This is a genomic window from Streptomyces amakusaensis (assembly GCF_039532665.1).
GTDB classification, from domain to species: domain Bacteria; phylum Actinomycetota; class Actinomycetes; order Streptomycetales; family Streptomycetaceae; genus Streptomyces; species Streptomyces amakusaensis.
Genome location: NZ_BAAASB010000015.1, coordinates 36,166 through 62,651, shown reverse-complemented (window position 1 = coordinate 62,651; position 26,486 = coordinate 36,166). Strand labels below are relative to the sequence as shown.

General features: G+C 72.1%; 30 protein-coding genes. 14 read left to right on the top strand and 16 right to left on the bottom strand.

The window, feature by feature from the left end; all coding sequences use genetic code 11:
* Positions 1 to 49 precede the first annotated feature (49 nt).
* On the top strand, positions 50 to 502 hold the full coding sequence (locus ABD371_RS25310; RefSeq protein WP_344480730.1) for a CoA-binding protein: 453 nt from the start codon (positions 50 to 52) through the stop codon (positions 500 to 502).
* 25 nt (positions 503 to 527) lie between these two features.
* On the opposite strand, the gene ABD371_RS25305 is transcribed toward ABD371_RS25310, so the two are convergent.
* Both ABD371_RS25305 and ABD371_RS25300 read right to left on the bottom strand, forming a co-directional pair.
* Positions 528 to 1,100 carry a helix-turn-helix domain-containing protein gene (locus tag ABD371_RS25305; protein WP_344480724.1) on the bottom strand — a complete coding sequence of 191 codons (573 nt, stop codon included), beginning with the start codon at positions 1,098 to 1,100 and terminating at the stop codon, positions 528 to 530.
* Positions 1,101 to 1,174: 74 nt separating this feature from the next.
* Entirely contained in the window at positions 1,175 to 1,987 is an 813-nt protein-coding gene (locus tag ABD371_RS25300) for an acyltransferase (RefSeq protein ID WP_344480715.1), read from the bottom strand.
* Between the two features lie 528 nt (positions 1,988 to 2,515).
* On the opposite strand from ABD371_RS25300, the gene ABD371_RS25295 reads away from it, so the two are divergent.
* The 5 genes from ABD371_RS25295 (at position 2,516) to ABD371_RS25275 (ending at position 6,992) form a co-directional block, all read left to right on the top strand.
* On the top strand, positions 2,516 to 4,210 hold the full coding sequence (locus ABD371_RS25295; protein ID WP_344480708.1) for a sensor histidine kinase: 1,695 nt from the start codon (positions 2,516 to 2,518) through the stop codon (positions 4,208 to 4,210).
* A gap of 143 nt (positions 4,211 to 4,353) precedes the next feature.
* Complete coding sequence (locus tag ABD371_RS25290; protein WP_344481246.1) at positions 4,354 to 4,770, top strand: roadblock/LC7 domain-containing protein; 417 nt, start codon at positions 4,354 to 4,356, stop codon at positions 4,768 to 4,770.
* Positions 4,767 to 5,126 (top strand): DUF742 domain-containing protein, encoded by a 360-nt coding sequence (locus ABD371_RS25285; RefSeq protein ID WP_190126119.1) that lies wholly within the window; start codon positions 4,767 to 4,769, stop codon positions 5,124 to 5,126. Before ABD371_RS25290 ends, ABD371_RS25285 begins: the two co-directional genes overlap by 4 nt.
* Positions 5,107 to 5,718: a GTP-binding protein gene (locus ABD371_RS25280; protein WP_190126118.1), complete on the top strand. Its 612-nt coding sequence runs from the start codon at positions 5,107 to 5,109 to the stop codon at positions 5,716 to 5,718. The genes ABD371_RS25285 and ABD371_RS25280 overlap by 20 nt, the downstream gene beginning before the upstream one ends.
* Entirely contained in the window at positions 5,715 to 6,992 is a 1,278-nt protein-coding gene (locus tag ABD371_RS25275) for a cytochrome P450 (protein ID WP_344480695.1), read from the top strand. Before ABD371_RS25280 ends, ABD371_RS25275 begins: the two co-directional genes overlap by 4 nt.
* Positions 6,993 to 7,013: 21 nt before the next feature.
* On the opposite strand, the gene ABD371_RS25270 is transcribed toward ABD371_RS25275, so the two are convergent.
* The 3 genes from ABD371_RS25270 to ABD371_RS25260 form a co-directional block, all read right to left on the bottom strand.
* Positions 7,014 to 8,240 carry a cytochrome P450 gene (locus tag ABD371_RS25270; protein ID WP_344480690.1) on the bottom strand — a complete coding sequence of 409 codons (1,227 nt, stop codon included), beginning with the start codon at positions 8,238 to 8,240 and terminating at the stop codon, positions 7,014 to 7,016.
* A 91-nt stretch (positions 8,241 to 8,331) separates the two neighbouring features.
* Complete coding sequence (locus tag ABD371_RS25265; RefSeq protein WP_344480683.1) at positions 8,332 to 8,898, bottom strand: gamma carbonic anhydrase family protein; 567 nt, start codon at positions 8,896 to 8,898, stop codon at positions 8,332 to 8,334.
* A 63-nt stretch (positions 8,899 to 8,961) separates the two neighbouring features.
* On the bottom strand, positions 8,962 to 9,414 hold the full coding sequence (locus ABD371_RS25260; protein ID WP_229869392.1) for a DUF4442 domain-containing protein: 453 nt from the start codon (positions 9,412 to 9,414) through the stop codon (positions 8,962 to 8,964).
* Between the two features lie 115 nt (positions 9,415 to 9,529).
* Here ABD371_RS25260 and ABD371_RS25255 point away from each other — a divergent pair, with 115 nt between their 5' ends.
* The gene (locus ABD371_RS25255; protein ID WP_344480672.1) at positions 9,530 to 10,558 is read left to right on the top strand and encodes a DUF8017 domain-containing protein; all 1,029 of its coding nucleotides are present in this window, start codon (positions 9,530 to 9,532) and stop codon (positions 10,556 to 10,558) included.
* Positions 10,559 to 10,594: 36 nt separating this feature from the next.
* Here ABD371_RS25255 and ABD371_RS25250 read toward each other — a convergent pair whose 3' ends face one another.
* The 3 genes from ABD371_RS25250 to ABD371_RS25240 all read right to left on the bottom strand — a co-directional run bounded on the left by ABD371_RS25250 (position 10,595) and on the right by ABD371_RS25240 (position 12,895).
* On the bottom strand, positions 10,595 to 11,440 hold the full coding sequence (locus tag ABD371_RS25250; protein WP_344480668.1) for a spermidine synthase: 846 nt from the start codon (positions 11,438 to 11,440) through the stop codon (positions 10,595 to 10,597).
* 75 nt (positions 11,441 to 11,515) lie between these two features.
* Positions 11,516 to 12,667, bottom strand: a complete 1,152-nt coding sequence (locus tag ABD371_RS25245; protein ID WP_344480665.1) for a GTP-binding protein — start codon at positions 12,665 to 12,667, stop codon at positions 11,516 to 11,518.
* A gap of 96 nt (positions 12,668 to 12,763) precedes the next feature.
* The gene (locus tag ABD371_RS25240) at positions 12,764 to 12,895 is read right to left on the bottom strand and encodes a hypothetical protein (protein ID WP_344480662.1); all 132 of its coding nucleotides are present in this window, start codon (positions 12,893 to 12,895) and stop codon (positions 12,764 to 12,766) included.
* 161 nt (positions 12,896 to 13,056) lie between these two features.
* Between ABD371_RS25240 and ABD371_RS25235 the strand changes: the two genes are divergently transcribed.
* The 6 genes from ABD371_RS25235 to lnt all read left to right on the top strand — a co-directional run bounded on the left by ABD371_RS25235 (position 13,057) and on the right by lnt (position 18,809).
* Positions 13,057 to 13,764 (top strand): TVP38/TMEM64 family protein, encoded by a 708-nt coding sequence (locus ABD371_RS25235; protein WP_344480659.1) that lies wholly within the window; start codon positions 13,057 to 13,059, stop codon positions 13,762 to 13,764.
* 181 nt (positions 13,765 to 13,945) lie between these two features.
* Complete coding sequence (locus tag ABD371_RS25230) at positions 13,946 to 14,830, top strand: undecaprenyl-diphosphate phosphatase (protein ID WP_344480656.1); 885 nt, start codon at positions 13,946 to 13,948, stop codon at positions 14,828 to 14,830.
* Between the two features lie 313 nt (positions 14,831 to 15,143).
* Positions 15,144 to 15,302 (top strand): hypothetical protein, encoded by a 159-nt coding sequence (locus ABD371_RS25225; RefSeq protein ID WP_344480654.1) that lies wholly within the window; start codon positions 15,144 to 15,146, stop codon positions 15,300 to 15,302.
* A gap of 52 nt (positions 15,303 to 15,354) precedes the next feature.
* Positions 15,355 to 16,500: a methyltransferase gene (locus ABD371_RS25220; RefSeq protein ID WP_344480651.1), complete on the top strand. Its 1,146-nt coding sequence runs from the start codon at positions 15,355 to 15,357 to the stop codon at positions 16,498 to 16,500.
* Between the two features lie 107 nt (positions 16,501 to 16,607).
* Positions 16,608 to 17,054, top strand: coding sequence for a nuclear transport factor 2 family protein (locus ABD371_RS25215; RefSeq protein ID WP_344480648.1), 447 nt, complete (start codon positions 16,608 to 16,610; stop codon positions 17,052 to 17,054).
* A gap of 75 nt (positions 17,055 to 17,129) precedes the next feature.
* Positions 17,130 to 18,809: an apolipoprotein N-acyltransferase gene (lnt, locus tag ABD371_RS25210; protein ID WP_344480645.1), complete on the top strand. Its 1,680-nt coding sequence runs from the start codon at positions 17,130 to 17,132 to the stop codon at positions 18,807 to 18,809.
* Here lnt and ABD371_RS25205 read toward each other — a convergent pair.
* On the bottom strand, positions 18,730 to 19,638 hold the full coding sequence (locus ABD371_RS25205; RefSeq protein WP_344480642.1) for a Gfo/Idh/MocA family protein: 909 nt from the start codon (positions 19,636 to 19,638) through the stop codon (positions 18,730 to 18,732). The genes lnt and ABD371_RS25205 overlap by 80 nt on opposite strands.
* A 199-nt stretch (positions 19,639 to 19,837) precedes the next feature.
* On the opposite strand from ABD371_RS25205, the gene ABD371_RS25200 reads away from it, so the two are divergent.
* Positions 19,838 to 20,383 carry a hypothetical protein gene (locus tag ABD371_RS25200; protein ID WP_344480639.1) on the top strand — a complete coding sequence of 182 codons (546 nt, stop codon included), beginning with the start codon at positions 19,838 to 19,840 and terminating at the stop codon, positions 20,381 to 20,383.
* Between the two features lie 43 nt (positions 20,384 to 20,426).
* Here the strand turns inward: ABD371_RS25200 and ABD371_RS25195 are convergent, their stop codons facing one another.
* The 7 genes from ABD371_RS25195 to ABD371_RS25165 form a co-directional block, all read right to left on the bottom strand.
* Entirely contained in the window at positions 20,427 to 20,900 is a 474-nt protein-coding gene (locus ABD371_RS25195; RefSeq protein WP_344480637.1) for a hypothetical protein, read from the bottom strand.
* 143 nt (positions 20,901 to 21,043) lie between these two features.
* Positions 21,044 to 21,727 carry a uracil-DNA glycosylase gene (locus tag ABD371_RS25190; RefSeq protein ID WP_344480635.1) on the bottom strand — a complete coding sequence of 228 codons (684 nt, stop codon included), beginning with the start codon at positions 21,725 to 21,727 and terminating at the stop codon, positions 21,044 to 21,046.
* A 90-nt stretch (positions 21,728 to 21,817) separates the two neighbouring features.
* The gene (locus ABD371_RS25185) at positions 21,818 to 23,395 is read right to left on the bottom strand and encodes an ABC transporter substrate-binding protein (protein WP_344480632.1); all 1,578 of its coding nucleotides are present in this window, start codon (positions 23,393 to 23,395) and stop codon (positions 21,818 to 21,820) included.
* Positions 23,396 to 23,479: 84 nt separating this feature from the next.
* A complete protein-coding gene (locus ABD371_RS25180) occupies positions 23,480 to 24,238 on the bottom strand; it encodes an SDR family oxidoreductase (RefSeq protein ID WP_344480629.1) in 759 nt (252 codons plus the stop codon).
* A gap of 17 nt (positions 24,239 to 24,255) precedes the next feature.
* Positions 24,256 to 25,017, bottom strand: a complete 762-nt coding sequence (gene fabG, locus ABD371_RS25175) for a 3-oxoacyl-ACP reductase FabG (protein WP_344480626.1) — start codon at positions 25,015 to 25,017, stop codon at positions 24,256 to 24,258.
* Positions 25,018 to 25,239: 222 nt separating this feature from the next.
* Positions 25,240 to 25,623, bottom strand: coding sequence for a DUF3037 domain-containing protein (locus ABD371_RS25170; RefSeq protein WP_344480623.1), 384 nt, complete (start codon positions 25,621 to 25,623; stop codon positions 25,240 to 25,242).
* Positions 25,620 to 26,453, bottom strand: a complete 834-nt coding sequence (locus tag ABD371_RS25165) for a HipA family kinase (protein WP_344480620.1) — start codon at positions 26,451 to 26,453, stop codon at positions 25,620 to 25,622. Before ABD371_RS25165 ends, ABD371_RS25170 begins: the two co-directional genes overlap by 4 nt.
* Positions 26,454 to 26,486 lie beyond the last annotated feature (33 nt).

Genomic DNA, 26,486 nt, shown 5'->3' with positions numbered 1-26,486 from the left:
GCGGCGCGCGGGCGGGAATGCTCCGCGCGGGTCGCCCGTTGTCGTCTGCATGGACGCTGACACGGGTACGGACACGGGTACGGGAGCGGGCACGGACGCGGGCACGGACGCGGAGACGATCAAGAGGATTCTGACCGCCACCGGCGACACCTGGGCGGTGGTGGGGCTGTCGAACAACGAGTCGCGGGCGGCGTACGGGGTGGCCCGCGTCCTCCAGCGGTTCGGGAAGCGCGTGGTCCCGGTGCACCCCAAGGCGGAGCCGGTCCACGGCGAGCAGGGCTATGCGAGCCTCGCCGACATCCCCTTCGACGTCGATGTGGTCGATGTCTTCGTCCATTCCGGACTGGCGGGGCGGGTCGCGGACGAGGCGGTGGCAATCGGCGCTAAGGCGGTCTGGTTCCAGCTGGGAGTGATCGACGACGAGGCGTACGAGCGGACCCGCGCGGCCGGTCTGGACATGGTGATGGACCGCTGCCCGGCGATCGAGATCGGCTCTCTGTAGACGGCGGCGCTCGTCCCGGCGGCGCTCATCCCGCCGGAGGCACCGCGACCACCATGGTCATCGCCACTTCCGCCGTGCCGTCGTTGCGGTACGCGTGGGGGGCGTTCGCCTCGAAGGAGGCCGAGTTCCCGGCCGGCACCGGGAAGGACTCGCCGTCCACGACGAGGGTGAGTTCCCCCTCGGTGACATGGATCAGCTCGACCGTGCCCTCGGGGTGCGCGTCGGACTCGCTGCGGTCTCCCGGCATCAGCCGCCAGGACCACAGCTCCACCGGGCCGCGCCCCTCGGCCCCGACCAGCAGCTTGGTGAAGCTGCCGGTGGAGGTGGACCACATCCGCACCGCCCGCTCCGGCGGCACCACCTGGACCCGTGCGCCCCGCTCGTGGTCGAGCAGGGTGGTGATGGAGACGCCGAGGGCGTCGGCGAGCTTCACCGTGGTGCCGACGCTCGGATTGGTGCGCGCCTGCTCAATCTGGATGATCATGCCCCGGCTGACCCCGGCGCGGGCGGCGAGGGCGTCGAGCGTGAATCCGCGCTCACCCCGCCACCGCTTGAGGTTGCGGGCGAGCGCCTGGGTGAGCTGGTCGAAGTCCGACACATTCCATCCACTGAATTGAATGACAGAGTCAAACATATTGCACCATCGGGCGCGGGCGGCGGCGCACCGCCGGTTCAGCCGCCGCTCTTCGGCCCGGCAGGCCCGGCGGGCCCCGCAGGCCCGTCCGGCCCGTCCGGCCCGTCCGGCTCCCGCGTCTTCTCCAGCTCGGCGAGAGCGAGCAGCTGCTCCGGGGTAATGCCGTCCGGGAGCGGCACGGGAGCAGGTGTGCGCAGCGGGGGCCGCCAGCCGTCGACCGGGTCCCAGCTGCGTACGACCCGGGCCGGGGCGCCCGCCACCACACAGTGGTCGGGCACCTCTCCCCGTACGACGGCTCCCGCCGCCACCACGACATTGCGGCCCAGCCGCGCGCCGGGCAGCACCACGGCCCCGGTGCCCAGCCAGCAGCCGGGGCCGATCTCCACCGGCGCGGTGCGCGGCCACTGCTTGCCGACGGGCTGCCGGGGGTCGTCGTAGCTGTGGTTGGTGGAGGTGATGTAGACGTACGGGCCGCAGTAGGTGTCCGAGCCGATGGAGACCCGGGTGTCGGCGATGACATGGCTGCCCCGGCCGAGGACCACTCCGTCGCCGAGGGTCAGTATCGGCTCCGCGCCCAGGTCCAGGCCGGGCATCATGCCCGCGGTGAGGGTGACCCGCTCGCCGATGATGCAGTGCTCGCCCACCTCGATCCACGGCTCGCCGAACACGGTGCCCTGCGGGAAGGCCAGCCGGGTGCCGTGGCCCAGCCGGCGGAAGCGGAGCCGCCCGGGGTGCTCCGCGGTGACCGAGCCCGCCCGCTGCGCCCAGCGCCAGCCGCGGTGCACGGCGCGGGTGAGCGCCCTCCGGCACCAGCGGCCAGGCAATGAGAACGTGTTTCTGTTTCTGGGCACTCGATCACGGTAGTCGGCGGGGGCCGGGCCACTCAGAGCCACGGACTGTGATGTTCACCCCACGGCTCGCCCCACGGCTCTTCACCACTCACCCATGACCGACGAGCCCCGTCCGGGCGCTCCCGGCAGCGGATCAGCGCCGGATGGCTGAAATCAGACGCCCAAGCATGCCGCCCCGTGCCGCGATACGCCCGCTTCCTCACCTTCACCATGGATTGTCGCCTCACTTCCCCGCGACCGGGGAAGCGGCCCGAGAGCGGCCCTGGGGTGATTCCGCCGGAGTCCTGAAGGATTCCTGTGGAACTCACCGCTTATCACGATGGCGGATCCAAGGCGGTGACTTCGGGACTAAGTACCCCGTTCTGCGGGCTCCGGGGCCCGTCCGGACTCGGTGGCCATGGCACTTGACTAGCATGAGCGCCACATGGGCGCGGAAGATCACCGTCAACTTTTGGTGACCGTGCTCGCGTTCGGTCGGTGTGCGTCAATCGGCCTTTCAGTACTTCCCGGACTCCAGCGAGGGACCGCATGTCAGTGCCAGTCGCCCCCAAACCGCGCAGGATACGAACACCCCGGCCGCTTCCCGCGGCCGTCCCTCTGGTCTCGGTCGCGGCGGCGGGCGCGGCCGGCGGCGCGGCGATAGCGGCGGCCCCGGCCCCGGCCCGGGCCTGGGTCGCGGCCACCGTCCTGGTCGGCTGGGTCTGGCTGGCCGTCACCGTGGCCGCCACCACGCTCAATTCACGACGGCTGCACAAGGCCGTCACCGCCACCGGCGGTGAGCTGCGCTCCCTCCAGACGCACACCGCCCAGACCGCCGCCGGCTCCGCGCACCTGGTGAACGTCACCCTCCCCACCGTCCTCAAGCGGGTGCGCGACGGGGAGAGCGCCGAGTCCGCCCTCGGTGCGGCCCCCGCGCCCGCCGACCCCCAACTCCGCCGGATGCTCCAGCTGGTCACCGCAGATCTGGTGGCGGCCGGGCGGCGGACGGCGGCGGCCGAGGCCGCCGCCGCCGATGTCACCCAGCGGCTGGCCCGGTCGGCCGAGGAGCTGGACCGGCTGACGGGCGTCGTCCTGCCCGCCGCGATCGAGCGGCTGCGCGGCGGAGCCTCCGCCGGCACCACGCTGGCCGAGCTGGAACAGCCCGCCGACCCCCGGCTGCGAGCGGCCCTGGAGTCGATCGTGCGGGAGTTCGCCTTCAGCGAGCGCCGCGCGGCGGCGGCCCAGGGCGCGAGCGCCAAGGTGCTCAGCCGGGTCCAGGCGAAGGCCGTCAGCATGCTCGCCGAGCTGAGGGAGATGCAGGATCGTCACGGCGAAGATGTGTTCGGGGATCTGCTGACCCTCGATCACAACACCTCGCAGCTCGGTCTGCTGACCGACCGGCTGGCGCTGCTGATGGGCGGCCGGGCGAGCCGGGCGTGGAACAAGCCGATCGTGATGGAGTCCATCCTGCGCGGCGCGGTGGGCCGGATCTCCGCCTATCAGCGGGTCAGGCTGCACTCCTCCAGCACCGCCTCGGTCGCCGGGTACGCCGCCGAGGGCGTGATGCATCTGCTGGCCGAACTGATGGACAACGCGGCGAACTTCTCGCCGCCGATCGACGAGGTCCATGTCTATGTGGAGGAGCGCACCGCCGGGCTGGTCGTCACCATCGAGGACAGCGGACTGAAGATGGCCGACGCCGCCCTGCGGCGCGCCGAGGAGGCCGTCGCCGGCCGGTTCCACGACCTCGCCCATCTCCAGAGCACCCGGCTGGGGCTCGTCGTGGTGGGCCTGCTGGCCGCCAAGTACAACATGAGCGTCAGCTTCCGGCCGTCCTCGCGCGGCGGCACGGGGGTCGTGGTGCTCTTCCCGCCGCAGCTGCTGCACCAGTCGCGGACGCTCGCGCCGGAGCAGCCGGCCCGCCGTGAGGCCGAGCCCGAGCCCTCGCCCCAGCCCCCCGTACGCCCCCTCCCCCAGCAGCACAGCCGGCGGGAGACCCGGCCGCAGGGCGCGCAGCAGGGCGGACCCAGGGTGGCGACCCCCGGCGGGCTGCCCGTGCGGCCCCCCGGGCGCACCATGGCCGCCGCCGACCGGGGCCGTTCGGGGGCCGAGGAGGTCCCCGCCGACCGTCCGGCCCCGCCGGCGCGGGACGCGGGCACCCAGTTCGGGGCCTTCCACCGCGCTCGCGCATCCCGGGACGACAGAACCGGGGGCGACGGGGCCCGGTACGACACCGAGCAGTAGAGACCGGCGCGGAGCGGCCCCGGGGCCGCTCCCGCACCACAGCTGTGCCGTACGCATGTACGCGGGTACGCGTGCACTCAACGCCAGACAGGAGGCAGGGGCCGGTGACCGGACCGTCCGGCGACACCGGGCCCACGCAGACCATGCAGACCACCGACAACAGCCTGACCTGGCTACTGGAAAGCCTGCTCGAACGGACTCCGGGCACCCGGCACGCGCTGGTGCTCTCCCGTGACGGGCTCAAACTCTGCTGGACCCCGCATCTGACGCTCGACCAGGCCGATCAGCTCGCCGCGATCTGTTCGGGCATCCAGGCCCTGGCCCAGGGCGCGTCCGTCGAGTTCGGCAACGGCAGCGGCGGGGTGCGGCACTCGATGACCGAGTTCCACGGCGGCCTGCTCTTCATCGTGGAGGCGGGGGCCGGCGCGCATCTGGCGGTCGTCGCCGACGACGGGGCCGACCCCGGCGCGGTGGGGCACCAGATGACCGAGCTGGTCGAGCAGATCGGCGAGTATCTGCGGGCGGAACCGCGCACACCGTCGGAGACCCGGCTGTCATGACACGCCGCCCCGTCGATCTGGGTGACCCCGACCGGCTCTACACCGTCACCGGTGGCCGCAGCCGAGCCGACGACGAGAAGTTTGACCTGGTGACCCTGGTCGTCAGCGAGTGCCGGCCGTCGCCCGGGATGCAGTCGGAGCATGTCCGCATCCTGGAGCTGTGCGAGCGGCCGATCGCCGTCGTGGAGATCTCGGCGGAGCTCAGGCTGCCGGTGACGGTGGTACGGATCCTGCTGGGCGACCTGCTGTCGACGGGGCGCATCACCGCCCGACACCCCAGAGCCGGGCGCTCACTCGTCGATCTGCCCGATTCATCCCTCTTGGAGGAGGTGCTCCTTGGACTCCGCAATCTCTGAACTGCCCAGCCGTACCCCGCTGGCCGCATCCGCCGACACCGGACTGAAGATCGTCATCGTGGGCGGCTTCGGGGTGGGGAAGACCACGCTGGTGAAGTCGGTCAGCGAGATCCGTCCGCTGAACACCGAGGAGGTGATGACACAGGCGGGCATCGGGGTCGACGAACCGGCCGGTCTCACCAAGACCACGACCACGGTGGCGTTCGACTTCGGCCGGATCTCCCTCAACGACCGGATGGTCCTGTACTTGTTCGGCGCACCGGGCCAGGAGAGATTCTGGTTTCTGTGGGACGGGCTGTTCTCCGGGACGCTCGGGGCCGTCGTGCTGGTCGACACCCGGCGGATGAGCGACTCCTGGTACGCCGTCGACCGGCTGGAGCACCATCGGACCCCGTTCGTGGTGGCGGTCAACCGCTTCGACGGCGATCACGCCTCCTTCTCGCTGGAGGAGATCCGCCAGGCGCTGGCCCTGCCCGACCATGTGCCGCTGATCGAGTGCGACGCCCGGGTCCGCTCGTCCGGCAAGCAGGTTCTGATCAGCCTTGTCGACCACCTTCGCGAACTGGCCAGGGCCAGGGAGATGACACCATGACCGAACTCACCGGATCCGATCCCCGTCTGTCCGGGGGCGCGCCGCCCCCGGGCTGCCCGGCCCATCAGGGCGCGGTCCCCCTCAGCGGTCTCGAGTACCAGCAGTCGCCCTCGGAGCTGTACCGCACGATGCGCCGGGAGCACGGCGCGGTCGCGCCGATCGTGCTGGACGGCAATGTTCCGGCGTGGCTGGTGCTCGGCTACGCCGAGGTCACCTATGTCACCGCCCACGACGAGCTGTTCGCCCGTGACTCCCGGCGCTGGAACCAGTGGCCGGTCATCCCGCCCGACTGGCCGCTGATGCCGTACGTCGGCCACCAGCCGTCGGTGCTGTTCACCGAGGGGGCCGAGCACCAGCGCCGGGCGGGTGTGATCACCCAGGCACTGGAGGAGGGCGTCGACCAGTTCGAGCTGGCCCAGTGGTGCCGGTCGATCGCGCATCAGCTGATCGACTCCTTCGCGGGCAGCGGCCGGGCCGAGCTGATGGCCTCGTACGCCCATGCCCTGCCGATGCGGGCGGCCGTCCAGATGTGCGGAATGCCGGCCGGCGGCGAGGACACCGAGGATCTGGTGACCGATCTGCGGATCTCCCTGGACGCCCGGGAGGGCGACGACCCGGTGGCCGCGTACGGCAGGGTCGCCGAGCGGATCCAGCGGCTGGTCAAGGAGAAGCGGGCCGCGCCCGGGCCGGACGTCACCTCGCGGATGCTGACCCATCCGGCCGGGCTGACGGACGAGGAGATCGTCCAGGATCTGATCTCGATCATCGCGGCGGCCCAGCAGCCGACCGCCAACTGGATCTGCAACTCGCTGCGGCTGCTGCTGACCGACGACCGCTTCGCGCTCAATGTCTCCGGCGGCCGGCTCAGCGTCGGCCAGGCGCTGAACGAGGTGCTCTGGCTGGACACCCCCACCCAGAACTTCATCGGCCGGTGGGCGGTGCGCGACACCCAGCTCGGCGGCCGTCAGATCCGGGCCGGGGACTGTCTGGTGCTGGGGCTCGCGGCGGCCAACACCGATCCGCAGATCTGGCCCGAGGGCCATATCGGCGCGGAGAACTCCGCCCATCTCTCCTTCAGCAACGGCGAGCACCGCTGCCCCTACCCCGCGCCGCTGCTCGCCGACGTCATCGCCCGCACGGCGGTCGAGACGCTGCTGGAGCGGCTGCCGGACGTGGTGCTGGCGGTGGAGCCGGAGGAGCTGACCTGGCGTCCGTCGATCTGGATGCGGGGGCTGACCGCGCTCCCCGTGAGCTTCACCCCGGTGGTGCGGTGAGTCTCACGGGGAGCGGCCGGCTCAGTCCCGTACGGGGGTGAACCGCACCGGCAGCGAGGCCGGGCCCCGGGTGAAGACGCCCTGCTCCCTGGGTTCGAAGCCCTCGGCGAGCCGCAGACCGGGCATGGCGTCGAGCAGGCGTCCGACGCCGATCTCCACCTCGGCCTTGGCGAGCAGCGCCCCGACGCAGAAGTGGCGGCCGAGCGCGAAGGCGAGATGGTCGGCGGCGGCGGAGAAGGCCGTGGACGCGGTGAGGTCGTCGCGGAAGATGTCGAAGGAGTCCGGGTCGCGGTAGCGCTCGCCGTCCCGGTTGGCGGAGCCGATCAGACAGGTGACGGTGGATCCGGCGGGGATGACGCCACCGCTGACGGTCACCTCGGCCGCCGTCTGACGCATGATCATATGGACCGGCGGGGTGTACCGCAGCGTCTCGGCGAAGGCCCGGTCGATCAGGCTCCGGTCCTCGCGCACGGCGGCGAGCTGCTCGGGATGGGCGAGCAGATTGGCGAAGATTCCGGCGATCGCCTTGTCGGTGGTCTCGCCGCCGGCCGCGAGCAGCAGGCTGCAGAAGGCCTTGATGTCCTCGTCGTTCATCCGCACCCCGTCGATCTCGGCGGCGCAGAGGGTGGAGAGCAGATCGTCGCCGAGGTTCTCGCGGCGCTCGCGGATGATCGGGAACATGTACTCGGCGAATTCGACGCGGGTGCGCTCGCCCGCAGCCGCGACCTCCGGGTCCCCGGCGAGGTTGCCGAGGAAGGCGATGACGGCGGTGTACCAGCCGTGGAACCGCTCGTGGTCGGCCTTGTCGAGGCCGAGCATGTCGGCGATGACATTGACGGGGAAGCGGGTGGCGAAGGACCGGACGAGATCGGTCTCGCCGCTGTCGCGGAAGGCGTCGATCAGTTCGTCGGCGTTGCGCTCGATGACCGGGAGGAACTTCTCCCGCAGATCCGCGCCCCGGAAGGCGGGGGCGACCAGGGCCCGGCGTACCGAGTGTTCGCGCCCGCTGAGCTGGAGAATCGTTTTGCCGTGGACGGGCTCGATCTGCCAGTCGTAGTTGTCGGTGGTGTAGAGCGACTCCTTGTCCTTGAAGGCGCGCTCGATGTCCGCGTAGCGGGAGAGGAGATAGCTCTGGGTGGGCTCGTGCCACAGGAGGGGGGCGCTCTCGCGCATCGCGCGGTACACCGGGTAGGGGTCCTCGGCGAACTCGGGCGACAGGATGTCCGGAATCTGCTGTGCGGTGACCATGAACGCTCCCTCGGCGGTAACGGAGTACGCACACCACGTTAATGATCATTCATCGGCCACGTATAGAGGGGTCCTGGCCGAATCTGATTGCTTACTGTCGTTTCGGGGCGGCGGGGGCGGCGGCGGGCCGCACCGGGACGGCCTCGCGGTGCGCGGCGGCCAGCTCCCGGTACAGGGCGGCGTTACGGGTGATCCCGGCCCGCTCCTCCTCGGTCAGCTCCCGTCTGACCTTCGCGGGCACGCCCGCGACCAGGGAGCCCGGCGGGACCCGCATGCCCTGCGGCACCAGCGCCTGGGCGGCGACGAGCGAACCGGCCCCGATGTGCGCGCCGTTGAGCACGGTCGCGCCCATGCCGATCAGCACGTCGTCCTCGACCTCACAGCCGTGCAGGACCGCGTTGTGACCCACGGAGACCCGCTCGCCCACGGTCACCGGGAAGCCGGGGTCGACATGGACCGTGCAGTTGTCCTGGATGTTGGAGTCGGCCCCGATGACGATCGGGCCGCAGTCGGCCCGGAGCACCGCGTGGTACCAGACGCTCGCCCCCGGGGCCAGCGAGACCTCGCCGACGACCACCGAACCGTGCGCGGTGAACGCCTCCGCCGCGATCTCCGGCTCCAGCCCGCCCACTCCCGCGATCCACGCACCGGCCGTCATCGTCAGCTCCCCTCCCGGCGCGCGCCCCTCCGGCGCACGCCGGGCAGCCTACCCAGCGGATGATCAGGAGTGCGGGCGCAGGGTCCAGAGGATCGACATCTCGCCGGTCACCGCGCCGTCCGCGCGCCGGATGGCGATGTCGACGGGGAACTCCGGCCGGCCGCCGGCGTCCAGTTCGGCGACGATGTCGGCGATCGGCCTGCCGAGGGTCGCGGTCGCCGTCACCTCGCCCATCGCGAGCTTCTTGTAGCCGATCTCCGCCTTGACGGCGAGCGGCACGGCCCGGTCCAGCAGCTTCCCGAAGGCGGCGAGGACGATCGCGCCGCTCGCGGACTCGGCCAGGGTGAACATCGCGCCGGCGTGCGGCCCGCCGACATGGTTGTGGAAGTCCTTCTGGTCCGGCAGTCTCAGCACCGCGCGCTCGGCCGTGGTCTCCAGGAACTCCAGATTGAGGGTTTTGGCCATGGGGACGGTCGCGGCGAGCATCTCGCCGACGGACATCTGATCAGCGCTCATGGCGGCAGATGTTACCGACGGGTAGTCGACTTGGCCATCCCTTCCCAGGCCCGGGAGGCGGCTGGTACACGGCGAACGGCCGGAACTTCGGCGGCACGAACTATGGTTACTGGCCATGTGGCCAGAACAGCAGCCGCCCGGGGGCCAGAACCCGCAGCAGCCCAACCCGTACCAGCAGCCGGGACAGCCTGCGAATCCCTATCTCCAGCCGGGATATCAGCAGCCCAACCCCTACACGGCGCCGACCGTCGCGCCGTACGGAGCCGGGCCCCCGCCCGGCTCCCCCGAGCCGCCGCGTGAGGGGCGGAGGCGGACCGCGCTGATCGCGGCCGTCGCCGCCACGGCCGTGGTCGCCGCGGCGGCCGTCACCTGGGTGGTCGTGCTCAAGGACGACGGAGCGCCGGACGGGGGGCCTTCGTCCGGCAAGGGCGGCGTCGCGGCGGCCTCGGACCCCGCGCCGTCCGAGCCGTCCGAGCCGGGCGACGGGGGAACCGTCGGCGCCACGGAGGAGAACCCGCGCAGCGCGACGGACGCGGACGCCGTGCCGACGGTCAAGGGCTGGAAGGTCGTCACCAACCCCAAGCACGGCACCCGGTTCGACGTCCCGGCGGAGTGGGAGATCCCCTCGTCGGGGATGAGCACCTTCCTGGAGGACCAGAAGAAGGGCGGCGGCGTTCCGCTGGTCACCATGTCGGCCCCGGCCCATCTCGCCCCCTCGTGGTGCACCGCCGACGCGAACAAGGACGGGGTGCCGGAGACCTCCGGGCTGGCCTCGGCCGGCACCAAGGGCGGCAAGGGGGCCAGGGACACCGGGACCGCCGCCTACAACGAGGCGGGCATCTGGGTGTGGGGCGCGTACGCGCAGAAGGAGCCCAAGGGCACCGTCGACATCACCCCGGCCAAGCCCCACACCACCGCGTCCGGGCTGAAGGGGAGCATCTCCACGGCGACGGCGACCGGGGTGCGGAAGACCTCGAAGTGCGCCACCGACGGCAAGTCGGTCGCCTTCACCTTCAAGGACGCCACGGGCGAGTTCCGGACCTGGGTGCTCTACGCCGCCAAGGGTGTCCCGGACGAGATTCCGGACGCGACGGTCCTGCGGATCCTGAGCACGCTCCGGACGGCGGGAGAGGCGACGAACTGACGGTCGCGGGCGCTGTCGCGGGTCGCGGGTCGCGGGTCAGCCGATGCCGAAGGAGCCGGCGGGCGGCTCCGGCGAGGCCCGCGCGTCCAGATCCACGACGGGGGACGCGCCGCCCGCCAGCCGGGCGATCGCGGGGCCGTCCTCGACCCGCGCCGGGAAGGGGTCGGCCGCGGCGAGGCGGGACAGCGCCGCGAGGTCGACGGGGGCGTGCGAGGCGAGCAGCACGACATTGCCGAAGCGCCGGCCGCGCAGCACGGCGGGTTCCGCGATCAGCGCGAGCTGCGGGAAGACCGCCCCGAAGGTCGCGAGCTGGGACCGGAGGAAGCCGAAGGGCGCGCCGTCGGCGAGATTGGCCGCGTGGACGCCGCCGGGGCGGAGCACCCGGTCGGCGGCGCGCGCGTACTCGACCGAGGTGAGCTGCGCGGGGATCCGTGAGCCGCTGAAGACGTCGGCGACGACGATGTCGGCGGAGTCGGCGGGGGCCCGCTCGATCCACTCCCGGGCGTCGGCGGTGTGCAGCTCGGTCGCCGATCCCCCGGGCAGCGGCAGCACCTCCATGACCAGCGCGAGGAGTCCTCGGTCCGCCTCCACGACCTGCTGGCGGGAGCCGGGCCGGGTGGCGGTGACATAGCGCGGCAGGGTCAGCGCGCCGCCGCCGAGGTGGAGCACGTCGAGCGGCTCTCCGGCGGGGGCGTGGCAGTCGATGACGTGGGCGAGCCGCCGGGTGTACTCGAACTCCAGGTCGGTGGGGTCGTCCAGGTCGACGTACGACTGGGGCGCGCCGTCGACGGTCAGCAGCCAGGCGCGCGCCCGGTCGACATCGGGCATCAGTTTGGCGGTGCCGTGATCCACCGGCCGGGTCACGGGTACGGGCTCGTCCACGGCCCCATTGTCATACGCCGGGCGGCTCCGCCTCCCACGGGGTGCGCGGGAGGCGGAGCGCGTGCCGTCCCCCTCCTACAGGAGCGCGGTGACGGTGCCCGCGCCGACGGTTCGGCCGTCCTCGCGGACGGCGAAGCCGAGTCCGGGCTCCAGGGGGACGGCGCGGTCCAGCTCCACGGTCATCGAGACCGTCTCACCGGGCCGGGCGGTGCCGTTCCCGGCGCTCCCGCCGAGGTCGACGCCGCCGGCGACCCCCGCGGTACGGAGGAGGAACCTCGGCCGGCGGCCGGTGGCGATCGGGGCCGTACGGCCGCCCTCGCGGGCGGAGAGCAGCTGCACCCGCGCGGTGAAGCGCCGGCCGGGGGTGACGCTGCCGGGGGCGGCGACCGTGTGTCCCCGGCTCAGGACGCCCGCGGGCAGGCCGGGGAGGAACAGGGCGACATCGTCGCCCGCCCCGGCGGACTCCACGGGTGTGCCGGAGGTCTCCAGCGCGGTGACGACCGTCTCCAGTCCGGGGCCCAGGAGCTGGACGCGGTCGCCGACGCGGACGGTGCCGCGTTCGACGGCTCCGGCGACGGCGGTGCCGCGCCCGGCGACGGTGAGCGCGCTCTCGACCGGGAGGAGGAAGGGCGCGTCGACGGAGCGCGTCGGGATCGGCACATAGGTGTCGGCGGCGTCGAGGAGCGCCTCGACGGAGGCGGTCCAGCGGGGGTCGCCCTCCAGCGCCCGGAGCGCGGAGACGCGGACCACCGGGGTGGTGGCGCCGCCGTACCCGTGGGCGGTGAGCAGCTCGCGAACCTCCCGTTCGACCAGGTCGGCCGGTTCGTCGTCGGCCGCGTCGGCCTTGTTGAGCGCGACGACCACATGGTCGACGCCGACTTGGCGGGCGAGCAGGACGTGTTCGGCGGTCTGCGGCATGACGCCGTCGGGCGCGGAGACCACGAGGATCGCCCCGTCGAGCCGGGCGGCCCCGGCGACCATGTCCTCGACGAGGTCGGCGTGGCCCGGGAGGTCGATGTGGGTGTAGCGGCGGGTGTCGGTCTCGTACGCGACCCGGGTGATGTCGGTGGTGCCGTCGCGCCGGACCGCCTCGGGGGCCCTTCCGGCCCTCCGGCCGCCGAGGGTTTCGACGATGGCGGCGGTGAGCGCGGTCTTGCCGTGGCTGGCATGGCCGATGGCGCCGATGTTCAGGTGGGGCTTGGCAAGGGCGTGGGCGGTGGTGGACATGGCTCTTCCTCGGATGCGTCGTGCGAAGCGTGCTGAGGACCCCGAGGCCTTGCCGACCCTCCCCCTGTGGGGTCCCGCCGGACGATCCGGAAAGGGTCAGCCTCGGACGGTGGGGGGCAGCGCCTGGGCGAGTGCGGCGGCGACCGCCGTACTGGCGGCGAGGAGGACGGCGGCCTTCGGCGCGTCCGCGACTGCGGATCGCGCTGCGGGGAAGGCATGCCGGGTCATGCTCACGATGATCTCGGACCCGGCGTCGGGCGTCGAGCCGTTTTCCCCGCGGGGCCGCCCGGCCGGAGCCGGCACGTCCGGATTCGGCGCGCCGGGGGTGGGGAGGGGGTAGTGCGGCTCACATTACGGCGATCACATCCGCCTTCGGCTAGTCTCCCCGGATGTTCGAGCCCGTCCCCAGGCCGTCCTCCGGTCTCGCCGTCCGCTGCTCCCGGGTGCTGCTCTCACCCTGGTCGCGATTCTCCCTGCTCATGCTCATGCTGGCGTCGGCCGGGGCGATGGTGCTGCTGTACGAGCCACAGCGGCTGCTCTCGGACGGCTGGCCCGTGGCCCGGCTGAGCGGCGCGGCGGCGGTGGTGCTGTACGCCGTGGCGTACGGGGCGTGCACGGCGGCGTTCGTTCCGAGGCCGCTGCTGAATCTGGCGGCGGGCGCGCTCTTCGGTTCGCAGGCCGGGCTGGTCTCGGCTCTCGCCGGGACGGTGCTCGGCGCGGGGATCGCCTTCACCCTGGGCCGGCTGCTCGGCCAGGACGCGCTGCGTCCGCTGCTGCGCGGAAAGGTGCTGACGGCCGCCGACGGGCAGTTGAGCCGGCACGGTTTCCGTTCGATGCTGGCGATACGGCTCTTCCCCGGCATCCCGTTCGCGGCGGCCAACTACTGCGCCGCCGTCTCCCGTATGGGTTATACGCCTTTTCTGCTGGCCACGGCTCTGGGGTCCATTCCCAATACGACGGCTTACGTGGTGGCGGGGGCCAGAGCGGGATCCCCGACCTCTCCCGCCTTTCTGATCTCCATGGGTTTCATCGTGATCACGGGAATGGCGGCGGCGGTGCTCGCCTGGCGCAAGCGGCAGGCCCTGAGCCGGGGCTGACGGAGGGTCGCTCCCGTCACCCGGTCCGGCTGCGCCCCGTACAGACGACCGCACTCCTCCCGTAGGCAACACGGCACTCCGTGTTCACCTGGGAACGCTACGCTGCCTGACACACTGGCGCATGAACGGGAATCACTACGCGCCGTCAGACATGAACTTTTCTTGGGTGGCGTAGTTTTCCATGTCGTGGTTCGAAGCACTGATCCTTGGGCTCGTCCAGGGGCTGACCGAATTCCTGCCGATTTCCTCCAGCGCCCATCTGCGGCTCACCGCCGCGTTCGCCGGATGGCACGATCCGGGTGCGGCATTCACCGCGATCACTCAGATCGGCACCGAGACCGCCGTACTGATCTATTTCCGCGAGGACATCGCCAGAATTCTGTCCGCCTGGTTCCGCTCGCTCACCGACAAGAGCATGCGGAGCGACCACGACGCCCGGATGGGCTGGCTGGTGATCATCGGATCGATTCCGATCGGGGTGCTGGGCGTCACGCTCAAGGACCAGATCGAGGGGCCGTTCCGCGATCTGCGGCTCATCGCCACCACGCTGATCGTCATGGGCATCGTCCTCGGCGTCGCCGACCGGCTCGCCGCCCGCGACGAGTCGGGCGGGCGGCACCGGGCGGCCAGACCCCGCAAGACGCTCCGGGAGCTGAGCGTCAGGGACGGCCTGATCTACGGCTTCTGCCAGGCCCTGGCCCTCATCCCCGGGGTCTCCCGCTCCGGCGCGACCATCAGCGGCGGACTGCTGATGGGCTACACCCGCGAGGCCGCCGCCCGCTACTCGTTCCTGCTGGCCATCCCGGCGGTGCTCGCCTCCGGCGCGTACGAGCTGAAGGACGCGGGCGAGGGCCATGTGTCCTGGGGGCCCACGATCTTCGCGACAGTTGTCGCCTTCTTTGTGGGATATGCGGTAATCGCATGGTTTATGAAGTACATCACCACCAAGAGCTTCATGCCCTTCGTGATCTACCGGGTACTGCTGGGGATCGCGCTGTTCATCCTGGTCGGAACGGATGTGCTGAGCCCCCACGCGGGCGAGTCGGGCTCACCGGCCTCCCCGTGACGCCACGTCATGTCCGCGTGTCCGCAAGGGGAGACGCGGAGCCGGGGAACCCCGGACCGAGGACACAGTGAGCGAAGCCACAGCAAGCGACCCATGAGTTACATCACCACCGAAAGCCCCGCGCCCTCGGCGATCGGCCGCCCACCGCCGGGAATCCCCCTGTTCACCCTGGTGGGAGCGGGCGGAGCGGCTCACGGCGCGGACGGAACGGGCCGGGACCGGCCGCCGTCACGGGGGAGACGGCTCCACCGGCAGGCCGTAATCTGTTCGCATGTCCCCCCTTCCACGCGAGTCAGAGACTGCTTTGTCCTCCTTGTCCGCAGCCGAGCTCAACGCCCGCATCCGCGAGCTGTGGGCCGACGGACGGCTGCCCGAGGAGCGGCGAGGGGAGTACGAGGCGCTCGTACTGGAGTGGGCGGCGGCGGCGCTGGAGCGCGGCGGGGACGCCACGAGCGTCGAGCGCGCCGCCTGAGGATCCGCCGGGAGCACGGCTCGGGCGCGGCACTCGGCTAGCCTGGCTCACGATGAACCGTTTGAGCACGTCTTGGGGCGACTACACGCTCGCCCGCTTCCCCGAGGATCCCCGCGACGCCCTCCGCGCCTGGGACGCCGCCGACGAATACCTCCTCCGCCGGCTCGACGAGAGCGCCCCGGACCTCTCCGGGACGCTGGTCGTCCTCGGCGACCGCTGGGGCGCGCTGGCCACCTCGCTGGCCGCGCACCGCCCGGTGCAGATCACCGACTCCTTCCTCGCCCAGCGGGCGACCCTGGCGAATCTGGCCCGCAGCGGCGCCGATCCCGGCGCGGTACGGATGCTCTCCGCCCGCGACACCCCGCCCGCGCGGATCGACGTGCTGCTCGTACGGGTGCCCAAGAGCCTGGCGCTGCTGGAGGACCAGCTGCACCGGCTCGCGCCCGGCATCCACCCGGGAACCGTGATCATCGGGGCCGGCATGGTCAGCGAGATCCACACCTCGACGCTGCGGCTCTTCGAACGGATCATCGGCCCGACCAGGACGTCGCTCGCGGTGCGCAAGGCACGGCTGATCTTCTGCACCCCCGATCCGGCGCTCGCCCCCACGCCCAGCCCCTGGCCGCTGCGGTACGCGCTCCCCGCCGACGTCGGCGTCGCCTCGGGCCGGACCGTCACCAACCACGCCGGCATCTTCTGCGCCGACCGGCTCGACATCGGCACCCGGCTCTTCCTGGGCAGCCTGCCCGAGCGGGTCGGCCCCCAGAAGGTCGTGGACCTGGGCTGCGGCAACGGCGTGGTCGGCACGGCCGCCGCGCTCGCCAACCCCGGGGCGTCGGTGACCTTCGTCGACGAGTCGTTCTCCGCCGTCGCCTCCGCCGAGGCGACCTACCGGGAGAACGTCCCCACCGGCCGGGAGGCCGAGTTCCTGGTGGGCGACGGGCTCTCCGGGGTGCCCGACGGCTCCGTCGACCTGGTGCTCAACAACCCGCCGTTCCACTCCCACCGGGCGACGACCGACACCACCGCCCTCCGGATGTTCACCGGAGCCCGCCGGGCGCTGCGCCCCGGCGGCGAGCTGTGGGTGGTCGGCAACCGTCACCTCGGGTACCACCAGCGGCTGCGCCGGATCTTCGGCGGCTGCCAGGTCATGGCGAGCGACCCGAAGTTCGTGGTCCTCAGGGCGGTCAAGCGGTAGCTCAGCCTCCGGCGGTCCGGCACGGCTTCGCCCGTTTGCCCGACACCCGTGCGCGCCGGGCGTGCACAGCTCTTGGCCTGGGGCCCCCGCTGCCGGAAACTGAGCCGATGACGCAGCGCGTGGATCTCGCAACGGTGATGGACCGGCTGGCCATCGATGAACTGGTGACCCGCTACGCGGTGGCCGTGGACGACGCCGACCGGGACGGCTATCTGGCGCTCTTCACGCCACAGGGCCGGGTCGACCATCGCGGCTCGGGCGGGGTCGAGGGCCCGGCGGCCGAGGCCGCCGACCGGCTGGCGGAGACGGCGCGGGCCTTCCCCGTACAGCAGCATCTGATCCTCAACCGGCTGCTGCGCCTCCAGGACCTGGGCGGATACCCGGGCGACGGCGCGGAGGTGCGGGCCGACTACCTCACCACCCTGCGCGGGGACTCTGGCGGCGATCGCGTCCTGGGCGGGCGCTGCGCCTTCGCGCTGCTGCGGACGGACGAGGGCTGGCGGCTGACCGGGGTGAGCACCCGGGAGAAGTGGCGGCGCGAAGGCGTCGGGTAGACCCCGGCGAAGGGCCGCCCCACACTGGAGAGGCACTGCTCGCCGTCCCTTCGAGGCAGGACGAGGAGGCACGGGATGCGGACACCGGCGGACCGGCCCCGACGGCGGGAACCCGGCCCGGAACCGGACACCGGCCCGGAACCGGGCCCGGACACGGCTCCGGACGGCGGCTCCGCGCGGGCGGACCGGGCCTCCCGGCGGCCCCCGGCGCGCGCCGTCGCCGCCCTGCTCGCGGGCGCGCTCCCGGCGCTCGCCTTCCCCGAGCCGTCGCTCTGGTGGCTCGCGTACGCCGCCCTCGTCCCGTGGATGCTGCTGATACGCACCGCGCCGACGGGCCGGCGGGCCGCCTTCGAGGGCTGGCTCGGCGGCATGGGCTTCATGATCGCCGTCCATCACTGGCTGACGCCGAGCCTCCATGTCTTCCTGGTGGTGGTGGCGGCGCTGCTGGCGGTGGCGTGGGCCCCCTGGGGATGGCTGGTCCGCTCGATGACGGGCGGCGTCCCCTCCCCGGCCCGCGCCCTCGCGGCGCTCGCCGTCCTCCCCTCGGGCTGGCTGATGATCGAGCTGCTCCGCTCCTGGGAGGGGCTGGGCGGCCCCTGGGGTCTGCTGGGGGCCAGCCAGTGGCAGGTCTCCCCCGCGCTGAGGCTGGCGTCCGCCGGCGGAGTGTGGCTGGTGAGTCTGCTGGTGGTGGCGGTGAACACGGCGATCGTCCTGCTGATCACGGTGCCACGGGCCCGTACCGCGGTGGTCTGCGGTACGGCCCTGGGCGGGCTGGCGGCAGCGGCGCTCTGGGCCTTCGCCCCGAGGCCCGTGGAGTCGGGTACGGCCAGGGTGGCGATCGTCCAGCCCGGGGTGTTCGAGGGCGCGGGGAGCGTGGAACGGCGCTTCGCCAGGGGTGAGGAGCTGACGCTGGGGCTCGTGGGCCGGGATCTCGACCTGGTGGTCTGGGGCGAGAGCAGTGTGGGCGCGGATCTGCGGGAGCGCCCCGATCTGGCGGCCCGGCTCGCCGCCCTCTCCCGGGCGACGGGCGCGCCGCTGCTGGTGAATGTGGACGCGCGGCGCACCGGGGCCTCGGGCCGGGGCGGGATATTCAAGAGTTCGGTGCTGGTGGGCCCCGAGGGGCCGACGGGCGACCGCTACGACAAGATGCGCCTGGTCCCCTTCGGGGAGTACGTCCCGGCCCGGAAGCTGCTCGGCTGGGCGACCTCGGTGGGCAGGGCGGCGGGCGAGGACCGGCTGCGCGGCGAGCGTCCGGTGGTGATGCGGCTGCCGGACGGCGGGCCGCGCGTCGGTCCGCTGGTCTGTTTCGAGTCCGCTTTCCCCGACATGAGCAGGCGTCTGGTCCGGGACGGGGCACAGCTGCTGGTGGCCCAGTCGGCGACCTCGTCCTTCCAGGACAGCTGGGCCCCCGAGCAGCACGCCTCACTCGCCGCGCTGCGCGCCGCCGAGTCCGGCCGCACCACGGTGCACGCCACGCTCACCGGGGTCAGCGTGGTTCACGGTCCCGACGGCGGCCGGATCGGCCGCGCGCTGTCCACCGCGAGCAGCACGGCCGCCGTGTACGGCGTACCGCTGGCGCACGGGAGCACCGGTCATGTCCGGTTCGGCGACTGGCCGGTGCGCGGCGCGCTCGCCGTGCTGGTGGCACTGGCGGCGGTGCGGGGCTCCGCACTCCTCAGGAGGAGGCCTGCTCCAGGGCGCGGAGAACGACCAGCTCGCACAGCTCATGGGTCTTCAGGGCGTCCTGGGCGCTGAGGAGTTTCCCGGCGCGTACGGCGTCGAGGAAGCCCAGGACGGCCTGCTCGATGCCGCGCTGACGGGCGACCGGCACCCAGTCGCCGCGCCTGCGGACGCTCGGCTGTCCCTTGTGGTCCACGATGTCGGCGAGGTTGCGCACCTCGCGCTTGGTGTCCTGGCCGGAGACTTCGAGGATCTCCTCGGTGGAGCCGCTGCGGTGGTTCATCGAGCCGATGGCGGTGAAGCCGTCGCCGGAGAGCTGGAGCACCACGTGCTGAAGCAGTCCGCCGACGGTCCGGGCGCGGACATCGGTGTGCTCGACGGGCCCGGGGACGAGGAAGCGCAGGGTGTCGACGACATGGATGAAGTCGTCGAGGACGAAGGTGCGCGGGTCCTCGGGGAGCCCGACGCGGTTCTTCTGCATCAGGATCAGCTCGCGCGGGTGGTCCAGGCACTGGGCGTAGCCGGGTGCCAGCCGGCGGTTGAAGCCGACGGTGAGGCTGGTGCCGCGGGCTTCGGCCAGCTCCACGAGCGCCCGGGAGCCGGCCAGTTCGTAGGCGAGCGGCTTGTCGACATAGGTGGGCACTCCCGCCTCGACGAGCGCCGTGGCGATGCCCGCGTGGGCGGCGGTCGGCGCGTGGACGAAGGCCGCGTCGAGCCCCTGGCCGATCAGGGACTCCAGATCGGTGTGGCGGCGCTCCGCCGGGACGTGGTGGGTCTCGCCGACCCGGTGCAGGGTCTCGGGGGTACGGGTCTGGAGGTGCAGCTCGACGTCCGGCAGTGAGCCGAGCACGGGAAGATAGGCCTTCTGCGCGATGTCGCCGAGACCGATGCAGCCGACCTTCACGAATTGCCTCCAGAGTTGTGCCGCGTGCCCCTGCCGGGCCCGGTCAGCATACGGGTGTCCCGGAGGCCCGCGGCGGGAGAGTTCACCGAGCGGTTCGGGGAGGGGCGCTGGGCCGGCCGACGGGATCGGGGTCACCCGTGCGGGCCAACTGGCGTCCATATGACCTTCGGCCGGGCCGGGACACGTCAGAGTGACGCCCGTGCGCCCTGTGAAGATCCCTCCGAGAGTCCCGGTGAAGGTCCTGCTGCTGATGACGGTGTGGGCCGTGTCCTGGCCCGCCCTCTCCGGGTGTGTGACCGTGGAGGCGCGGCCCCGGCACGCGGTCCCGGCCGACGGTCCGCCGCCGGTCGCCCGGCCGCAGATCGCCCGGCAGGGCCCGGCCCGCGAGATGCTGCACGCCCCGCCGGGGAAGCCGGCCGCGCGGCCCGGCCCGGGGACGGCCGGGGCCGCCGAGCCCGGGCGGCCCGCCGCGCCGCCGCCCGTGCCCATGCCCGTACCCCGGGCCGTCGCGCCTCCGGCCGCCGAGCCCCGGGCCCGGCGGCGGGCCGCTCCCCCGGCCGCGCCCGCTCCCGTACCCGTCCGGCGTACTCCGCGGCCCGCGCCGTCGACCAGGAGTGCCGCGCAGCCGGACGTGTGCGCGCTGACCGAGGCGTACGGCGGCTGGCGGCCGGGCGGCGCGGAGTCGCGGATGTGCCGGGAGGCGTACGGGAGATCGGCGGGCGGCGCGGGCGGTCAGGGCCGCTGACTTCGGGGCCCGGCCGGGCGGGGCCGGTGGTGCGGGCCGGGGCTCACTCCGGCCCCAGCGCCCTTTCCAGCCGCTGGAAGGCGCTGCGCACGCCCCGGCCGTATCCGTCGTCCCCCAGGGTGTCCAGCACCCCGCGCGCCCGGTCGAGATGGATCCGGGCGGCGCCGGGCCTGCGGAGCTTGAGGTAGTCGGCGGCGAGGCTGACATGGAGGGACGGGTAGAAGGCCCGCACCGAGGGAGCGGGCTCCCCCTCCTCGCCCGTCCCCTCGGCGCGCAGGCTCTCGGCCGCGGCCAGGGCCCGCAGATCCCAGGCCAGCTCGTCCCCCGGGTCGTCCTGGGTGTCCGCCATGTAGTGCGCGAGGGTGCAGCGGTGCAGGGCGTCGCCCCGCTCGCCGATCTCCGACCAGATGACGCCGAACCGATTCCGCGCCTCTTCCCGGTCGCCGCCGTGCAGCAGCATGACCGCCTGCCCGATCCGCGTCATGAGGGCGTCCTCCGACGCCTTCTGCTGCTCCATCACTGCGGCCTCCCACGTCCATGCGGCGAGCGGCGGCGACGATCCACACCTCACGCGGCTAGGGTCTGTCTGACCCTAGCCCACAACGGACAAACCGGCACAGGCTCGGACGCTGGACCCCGGCCCGTGTCCCGGTGGCGGGCTCAGCCCAGGTCGGGGATGCGCCAGTCGATGGGCTCATGGCCCTGGGCCGCCACCGCCTCGTTGATCTGGGTGAAGGGCCGGGAGCCGAAGAACTTCTTCGCCGACAGCGGCGAGGGGTGCGCCCCCTTCACCACCACGTGCCGGCTCTCGTCGATCAGGGGCAGCTTCTTCTGCGCGTAATTCCCCCAGAGGACGAACACCGCCGGGTCGGGACGGGAGGCGACCGCCCTGATCACCGCGTCGGTCACCTTCTCCCACCCCTTGCCCTTGTGGGAGTTGGCCTCGCCCGCCCGCACGGTGAGCACCGCGTTGAGCAGGAGGACGCCCTGCTCGGCCCAGGGCATCAGATAGCCGTTGTCCGGGACGGGCAGTCCCAGCTCGGTGTGCATCTCCTTGTAGATGTTCCGCAGCGAGGGAGGGGTCCTGACGCCCGGCCGCACCGAGAAGCACAGCCCGTGCCCCTGCCCCTCGCCGTGGTACGGGTCCTGGCCGAGGATGAGCACCTTGACCTTGTCGTACGGCGTGGCGTCGAGAGCGGCGAAGACCTCCTCGCGCGGCGGATACACCGGCCCCCTGGCCCGCTCCTCCTCGACGAACTCGGTCAGCTCCTTGAAGTAGGGCTGCGCCAGCTCTTCGCCGAGGACGCCGCGCCAGGACTCGGGCAGCTTGTCGGTGTCGGTCACGTCAAGAACCTCCGGAAAGCGATCTGTTACCGAACACAGAACCTACCCGGAGGCACTGACAACGGCCGCCCCGAGCGGCCCTTCGGCCCGCTACCAGCTGGCCTTCCGGTACAGCTCCCACATCTGCATGATCGACTGCGGGTCGAAGGCGCGCTCGCCGCCGCCCATCTCCTCGCTGACGGCGATGTACAGCTTGCCCTGCCACAGCGGCAGCAGCCGCACCTCCTCGGCGACGATCTCCTGCACCCGCTGGAAGTTCTTGGCCACCGCGCCGCGGTCGCTCTCGCGCCGGGACGCGGGCAGCAGCTCCTTGGTGATCTCGTCGTTCACATACGGGGTGGCGAGCACGTTGTTCTCACCGACGAAGGGGGCCACATAGTTGTCCGGGTCCGGGAAGTCGGGGATCCAGCCGCGGCCGAAGACCGGGTAGGACCCGCTCTTGTACCCCTTCAGGAACTCGGCCTCCGGCTTGCCCGTCACCTTGATCTTGAACAGTCCCGAGGCTTCGAGCTGGCGCTTCAGCTCCTTGAACTCCAGCGCGGTCGTGGAGCCGTACCGGTCGGTGTGCCAGAGGTCGAGCTGCACGGGCGTCTCGACGCCCCCGTCCGCGAGGATCTTCCGCGCCTTGGCGACATTGGGGTCGCCGTAGTGGTCGAAGAACTCCGTGGTGTGCCCCACGATGCCCTTGGGGACCATGGAGTACAGCGGCTCGGCCGTGCCCTGGTAGACCTTGGAGACCAGTTCGCCCCGGTCGACCAGCTGGGCGACCGCCTGGCGCACGGGGAGCTTGCCCGCGTTCGGGTCCTTGGCGTTGAAGACCAGATAGCGGATGTCCGTGCCGACCGTCTCGATCAGCCGCAGATCCTCGTTCTCCGGCTTCTTCCGCTGGAGCTCCACGACCTCGTTGGCGTCCAGGCCCCGGTAGGTGGCCTGGATCTCCTTCTCCCGCAGCGCGCTCACCATGGAGGCGGAGTCGGTGAAGTAGCGGATGGTCAGGGAGTCGTTCTGGCGCTTCGCGTAGCCGTCGTAGGTCTCGTTGCCGGCCAGCTCGGCCTTCTTGCCCTTGGAGTACGAACGCAGCACATAGGGGCCCGAGCCGACCACCCGGCCGTCGTCGCGGAGCGTGTTGCGGGGGTACTCGCCGGGCGGTACCAGCGAGGCGGCCGGGGTGGCGAGGATGAAGGGGAAGGTGGCGTCCGCGACCTTCAGATGGAACTTCACCGTGCGGTCGCCCACCAGCTCGACGCTGCCGAGCGAGTTGAGCAGACCGCTGGGCCCGTTCGGCACGTCGATCAGCCGGATGCGGTCGATGGAGTGCTTGACGGCCGCGGCATCGAGTTTCTCACCATTGGAGAAGACCAGACCCGGCTTCAGCACGCAGACATAGGTCTTGCTCGCGGCATCCGTGAACTCGCAGCTCTGGGCCGCGTCGGGCTGGGGGGACGTACTCCCGGTCGGGAAACTCAACAACGTCTGAAACACATTCCGGTACAGCTCCCAGGAACTGTCCCAGGCGGCAGCCGGATCAAGTGTCGTGGGCTCACTGGTGGTCCCGACGGAAATCTTCTTCTGGCCGCCCGCTTCCGTATCTGAGAACAGGCCGCAACCCGCCAACAGGGATATGGACGCCAGGGCTGCGCCGGCCCGCAGGCAGGTCCGATAGAACACGTGCACGCTCCTCGTTCAGCCGTGAGTTGGCCGACCATACCGCAGCCCCCCGCCGGGTCAACCTGCGGCCCGGCGGGGGCCCGCTCACAGCCCCGCCTTGAGGAACACCCCGCCGTCGACCACCAGAGTCTGACCGGTGATCCAGTCGGACTGGTCCGAAGTGAGGAACGCCGCCGCGCCGCCGACGTCCTCCGGCATTCCGAGCCGGCCCAGCGGGTAGGCCGCCGCCGCCTCGGCCTCCCTGCCCTCGTAGAGCGCCCGCGCGAATTTGGTCTTGACCACTGCCGGTGCGATCGCGTTGACCCTGACCAGGGGGGCGAATTCATGGGCGAGCTGGAGCGTCAGATTCACCATGGCCGCCTTGCTCATTCCATAGGCCCCGATGAACGGCGAGGGGGCCAGTCCGGCGACGGACGCAATGTTCACGATCGCACCGCCGTTCTCCCTCTGCCAGGCTCGGTAGGTCTGCTGAGCGAAACCGAGCGCCGAGATCACATTGGTCTCGAACACCTTGCGCACCACATTCGGATCCAGCTCCGCCATGGGCGCGAGCACCGGGTTGGTCCCCGCGTTGTTCACCAGGAAATCGACCCGTCCGAAGGTCTCCATGACGCGTTCCACCGCCGCCGCCCGGTGGGTCTCGTCCTGCGCTTTCCCCGGTACGGCGATGGCCCGGTCGGCCCCGAGCCGCTCCACCGCCTCCCTCAGCGCCTCCTCGCCCCGGCCGGTGAGGCACACCCTGTCGCCGCGCGCGACCAGCGCCTCGGCGACCGCGTAGCCGATGCCCCGGCTGCCGCCGGTGATCAGCGCGACCCTGCCGCTCTCCGGCACACGCTCCGTCATCTCGCGGTACCCCGCCCTCAGTTGAGCGGTCCGCCGGCCACGTACAGCACCTGTCCGGAGACAAAGCCCGCGTCGTCGCCCGCGAAGAAGGCGATGGCGTTGGCGATGTCCTCGGGCCGCCCCACCCGCTGGACGGGGATCTGCGCGGCGGCGGCGGTCTGGAACTCCTCGAAGTCCATCCCGACGCGGGCGGCCGTCCGGGCGGTCATCTCGGTGACGACGAATCCGGGGGCGACGGCGTTCGCGGTGACGCCGAACTTGCCCAGCTCCTTGGCGAGCGTCTTGGTGAACCCCTGGAGCCCGGCCTTGACCGCCGCGTAGTTGGCCTGGCCCCGGTTCCCGAGCGCGGAGGACGAGGAGAGCGAGACGATCCGGCCGAAGCCGGCGTCGACCATGTGCCCCTGACAAGCCTTTGCCATCAGGAACGCGCCCTTGAGATGCACGTTCATCACGGTGTCCCAGTCGGACTCGCTCATCTTGAACAGCAGGTTGTCGCGGAGCACACCGGCGTTGTTGACGAGGATCACCGGCGGTCCCAGCTCGGCGGCGACCTTCGCCACCGCCGCCTCCACCTGGGCGCTGTCGGAGACGTCGCAGCCGACCGCGAGGGCCCTGCCGCCGGCCTCCGTGATCCTGCCGACCGTCTCCTGGCAGCTCTGCTCGTCGAGGTCGAGCACGGCGACCGCGCGGCCCTCGGCCGCCAGTCGTACGGCGGTCGCCGCGCCGATGCCCCGGGCCGCCCCGGTGACGACGGCGGTGCGCTGCTCGGTGGTGGACATACTGGCTCTCCTCGCCCTTGAGCGCGGCGCGCACCCGGGGGAGCGGCTCGTCCGGCAGCCCGCACGCCCAGGGATGAGCGACCGCTTAGTACCTTCGGCAGACGAGACGCTAGAAGCCCGGGCACCCGGTGTCAACGGCCCACCGGGTGCGCCGGGCGGCCCGCGCGGAATCACCCGGGGAGGCACACCGGGCGCGGGGCGGGGAGCGGTGCCGGAGAGCGGTCAGCGCACCAGCAGGCCGAGCAGCCGGTCGACCTCGGCCCCGGGGTCGGCGGTCAGCCCCGTGTGCACCGGTCCGGGCTGGACGACGGTGGAACGGGGGGCGATCAGCCAGCGGAAACGCCGCCCGGCATCGTCCCCGGCCGCCTGCCCGGCGACCGCGCCGCCGCAGCACACGGACTCCACGGCGTGGAGCGCGGCGCGCACTCCGGCCACATCGGCCCCGGGGTCCAGGGCCATCAGCTTCGCCTCGTCCAAATGGGTGCGCGCGGCGACGAAGGAGCGGGCGCGGGAGTAGACCAGCACCCCCGCGTTGAAGCACTCCCCCCGCTCGATGCGGGGCACCACGCGCAGCAGCGCGTACTCGAAGACCTCGCGTCCCGTCATGCCCCCGCCTCCTTCTCGTCCGCGTCCGGCAGGCCCGTCAGCCAGCCCGGCGCGCGCGAGGGGCGCGGAGCGGTGGGCTCGCCGAGCGTGATCCTCGCATGGATCGACGCGGCACGCGGAAGCAGGGCTTCCACATAGGCCCGGCGCAGTGCGTCGGTGGTGGCGAAGCCCGGCTCGTCGACCAGCCACTCGTCGGGGACGTCGGCGGCGACCTCGGTCAGCAGTTCCTCGGTGACGAGCGGGGCCAGCTCGGCGGCGGCCGCCCGGATGTCCGGCCGGAAGCGGGCCAGTACATGGTCGGAGGCGTCGTAGGGCTTGGCGGCGGAGGCCGCCGCACCCGGCCAGTTGTGATGCCAGATCATGGTGGCACCGTGGTCGATGAGCCACACATCGCCGTGCCACACCAGCATATTGGGGTTGCGCCAGGAGCGGTCGACGTTGTTGATCAGCGCGTCGAACCAGACGATCCGGCCCGCCTCGGCCGGGTCCACCTCGTACGCCAGCGGGTCGAAGCCGATCGAGCCCGGCAGATAGTCCATGCCGAGGTTGAGACCGCCGCTGGCCTTCAGCAGCTCCTGCACCTCCTGGTCGGGCTCGCCGAGCCCGATCACCGGGTCCAGCTGAATACCGGTCAGCTCCGGGACGCGCAGCCCGAGCCGGCGGCCCAGCTGTCCGCAGACGACCTCGGCGACCAGGGTTTTACGGCCCTGTCCGGCTCCGGTGAACTTCATGACATACGTACCGAGATCGTCGGCCTCGACGATGCCCGGGAGCGAGCCGCCTTCACGCAAGGGCGTGACGTAACGGGTAGCTGTGACTTCTGTCAGCATTTCCCCAGGCTATACGGCGCGGCTCCCTGGCAA

Excerpts from the sequence above, each read along its gene's own strand:
- ABD371_RS25310 (WP_344480730.1), top strand. The coding sequence starts at position 50 with ATGGACGCTGACACGGGTACGGACACGGGTACGGGAGCGGGCACGGAC.
- ABD371_RS25295 (WP_344480708.1), top strand. The coding sequence starts at position 2,516 with ATGTCAGTGCCAGTCGCCCCCAAACCGCGCAGGATACGAACACCCCGG.
- ABD371_RS25290 (WP_344481246.1), top strand. The coding sequence starts at position 4,354 with ATGCAGACCACCGACAACAGCCTGACCTGGCTACTGGAAAGCCTGCTC.
- ABD371_RS25285 (WP_190126119.1), top strand. The coding sequence starts at position 4,767 with ATGACACGCCGCCCCGTCGATCTGGGTGACCCCGACCGGCTCTACACC.
- ABD371_RS25275 (WP_344480695.1), top strand. The coding sequence starts at position 5,715 with ATGACCGAACTCACCGGATCCGATCCCCGTCTGTCCGGGGGCGCGCCG.
- ABD371_RS25270 (WP_344480690.1), bottom strand. The coding sequence starts at position 8,240 with ATGGTCACCGCACAGCAGATTCCGGACATCCTGTCGCCCGAGTTCGCC.
- ABD371_RS25265 (WP_344480683.1), bottom strand. The coding sequence starts at position 8,898 with ATGACGGCCGGTGCGTGGATCGCGGGAGTGGGCGGGCTGGAGCCGGAG.
- ABD371_RS25260 (WP_229869392.1), bottom strand. The coding sequence starts at position 9,414 with ATGAGCGCTGATCAGATGTCCGTCGGCGAGATGCTCGCCGCGACCGTC.
- ABD371_RS25255 (WP_344480672.1), top strand. The coding sequence starts at position 9,530 with ATGTGGCCAGAACAGCAGCCGCCCGGGGGCCAGAACCCGCAGCAGCCC.
- ABD371_RS25245 (WP_344480665.1), bottom strand. The coding sequence starts at position 12,667 with ATGTCCACCACCGCCCACGCCCTTGCCAAGCCCCACCTGAACATCGGC.
- ABD371_RS25240 (WP_344480662.1), bottom strand. The coding sequence starts at position 12,895 with ATGACCCGGCATGCCTTCCCCGCAGCGCGATCCGCAGTCGCGGACGCG.
- ABD371_RS25235 (WP_344480659.1), top strand. The coding sequence starts at position 13,057 with ATGTTCGAGCCCGTCCCCAGGCCGTCCTCCGGTCTCGCCGTCCGCTGC.
- ABD371_RS25230 (WP_344480656.1), top strand. The coding sequence starts at position 13,946 with ATGTCGTGGTTCGAAGCACTGATCCTTGGGCTCGTCCAGGGGCTGACC.
- ABD371_RS25220 (WP_344480651.1), top strand. The coding sequence starts at position 15,355 with ATGAACCGTTTGAGCACGTCTTGGGGCGACTACACGCTCGCCCGCTTC.
- ABD371_RS25215 (WP_344480648.1), top strand. The coding sequence starts at position 16,608 with ATGACGCAGCGCGTGGATCTCGCAACGGTGATGGACCGGCTGGCCATC.
- lnt (WP_344480645.1), top strand. The coding sequence starts at position 17,130 with ATGCGGACACCGGCGGACCGGCCCCGACGGCGGGAACCCGGCCCGGAA.
- ABD371_RS25195 (WP_344480637.1), bottom strand. The coding sequence starts at position 20,900 with ATGGAGCAGCAGAAGGCGTCGGAGGACGCCCTCATGACGCGGATCGGG.
- ABD371_RS25180 (WP_344480629.1), bottom strand. The coding sequence starts at position 24,238 with ATGACGGAGCGTGTGCCGGAGAGCGGCAGGGTCGCGCTGATCACCGGC.
- fabG (WP_344480626.1), bottom strand. The coding sequence starts at position 25,017 with ATGTCCACCACCGAGCAGCGCACCGCCGTCGTCACCGGGGCGGCCCGG.
- ABD371_RS25170 (WP_344480623.1), bottom strand. The coding sequence starts at position 25,623 with ATGACGGGACGCGAGGTCTTCGAGTACGCGCTGCTGCGCGTGGTGCCC.
- ABD371_RS25165 (WP_344480620.1), bottom strand. The coding sequence starts at position 26,453 with ATGCTGACAGAAGTCACAGCTACCCGTTACGTCACGCCCTTGCGTGAA.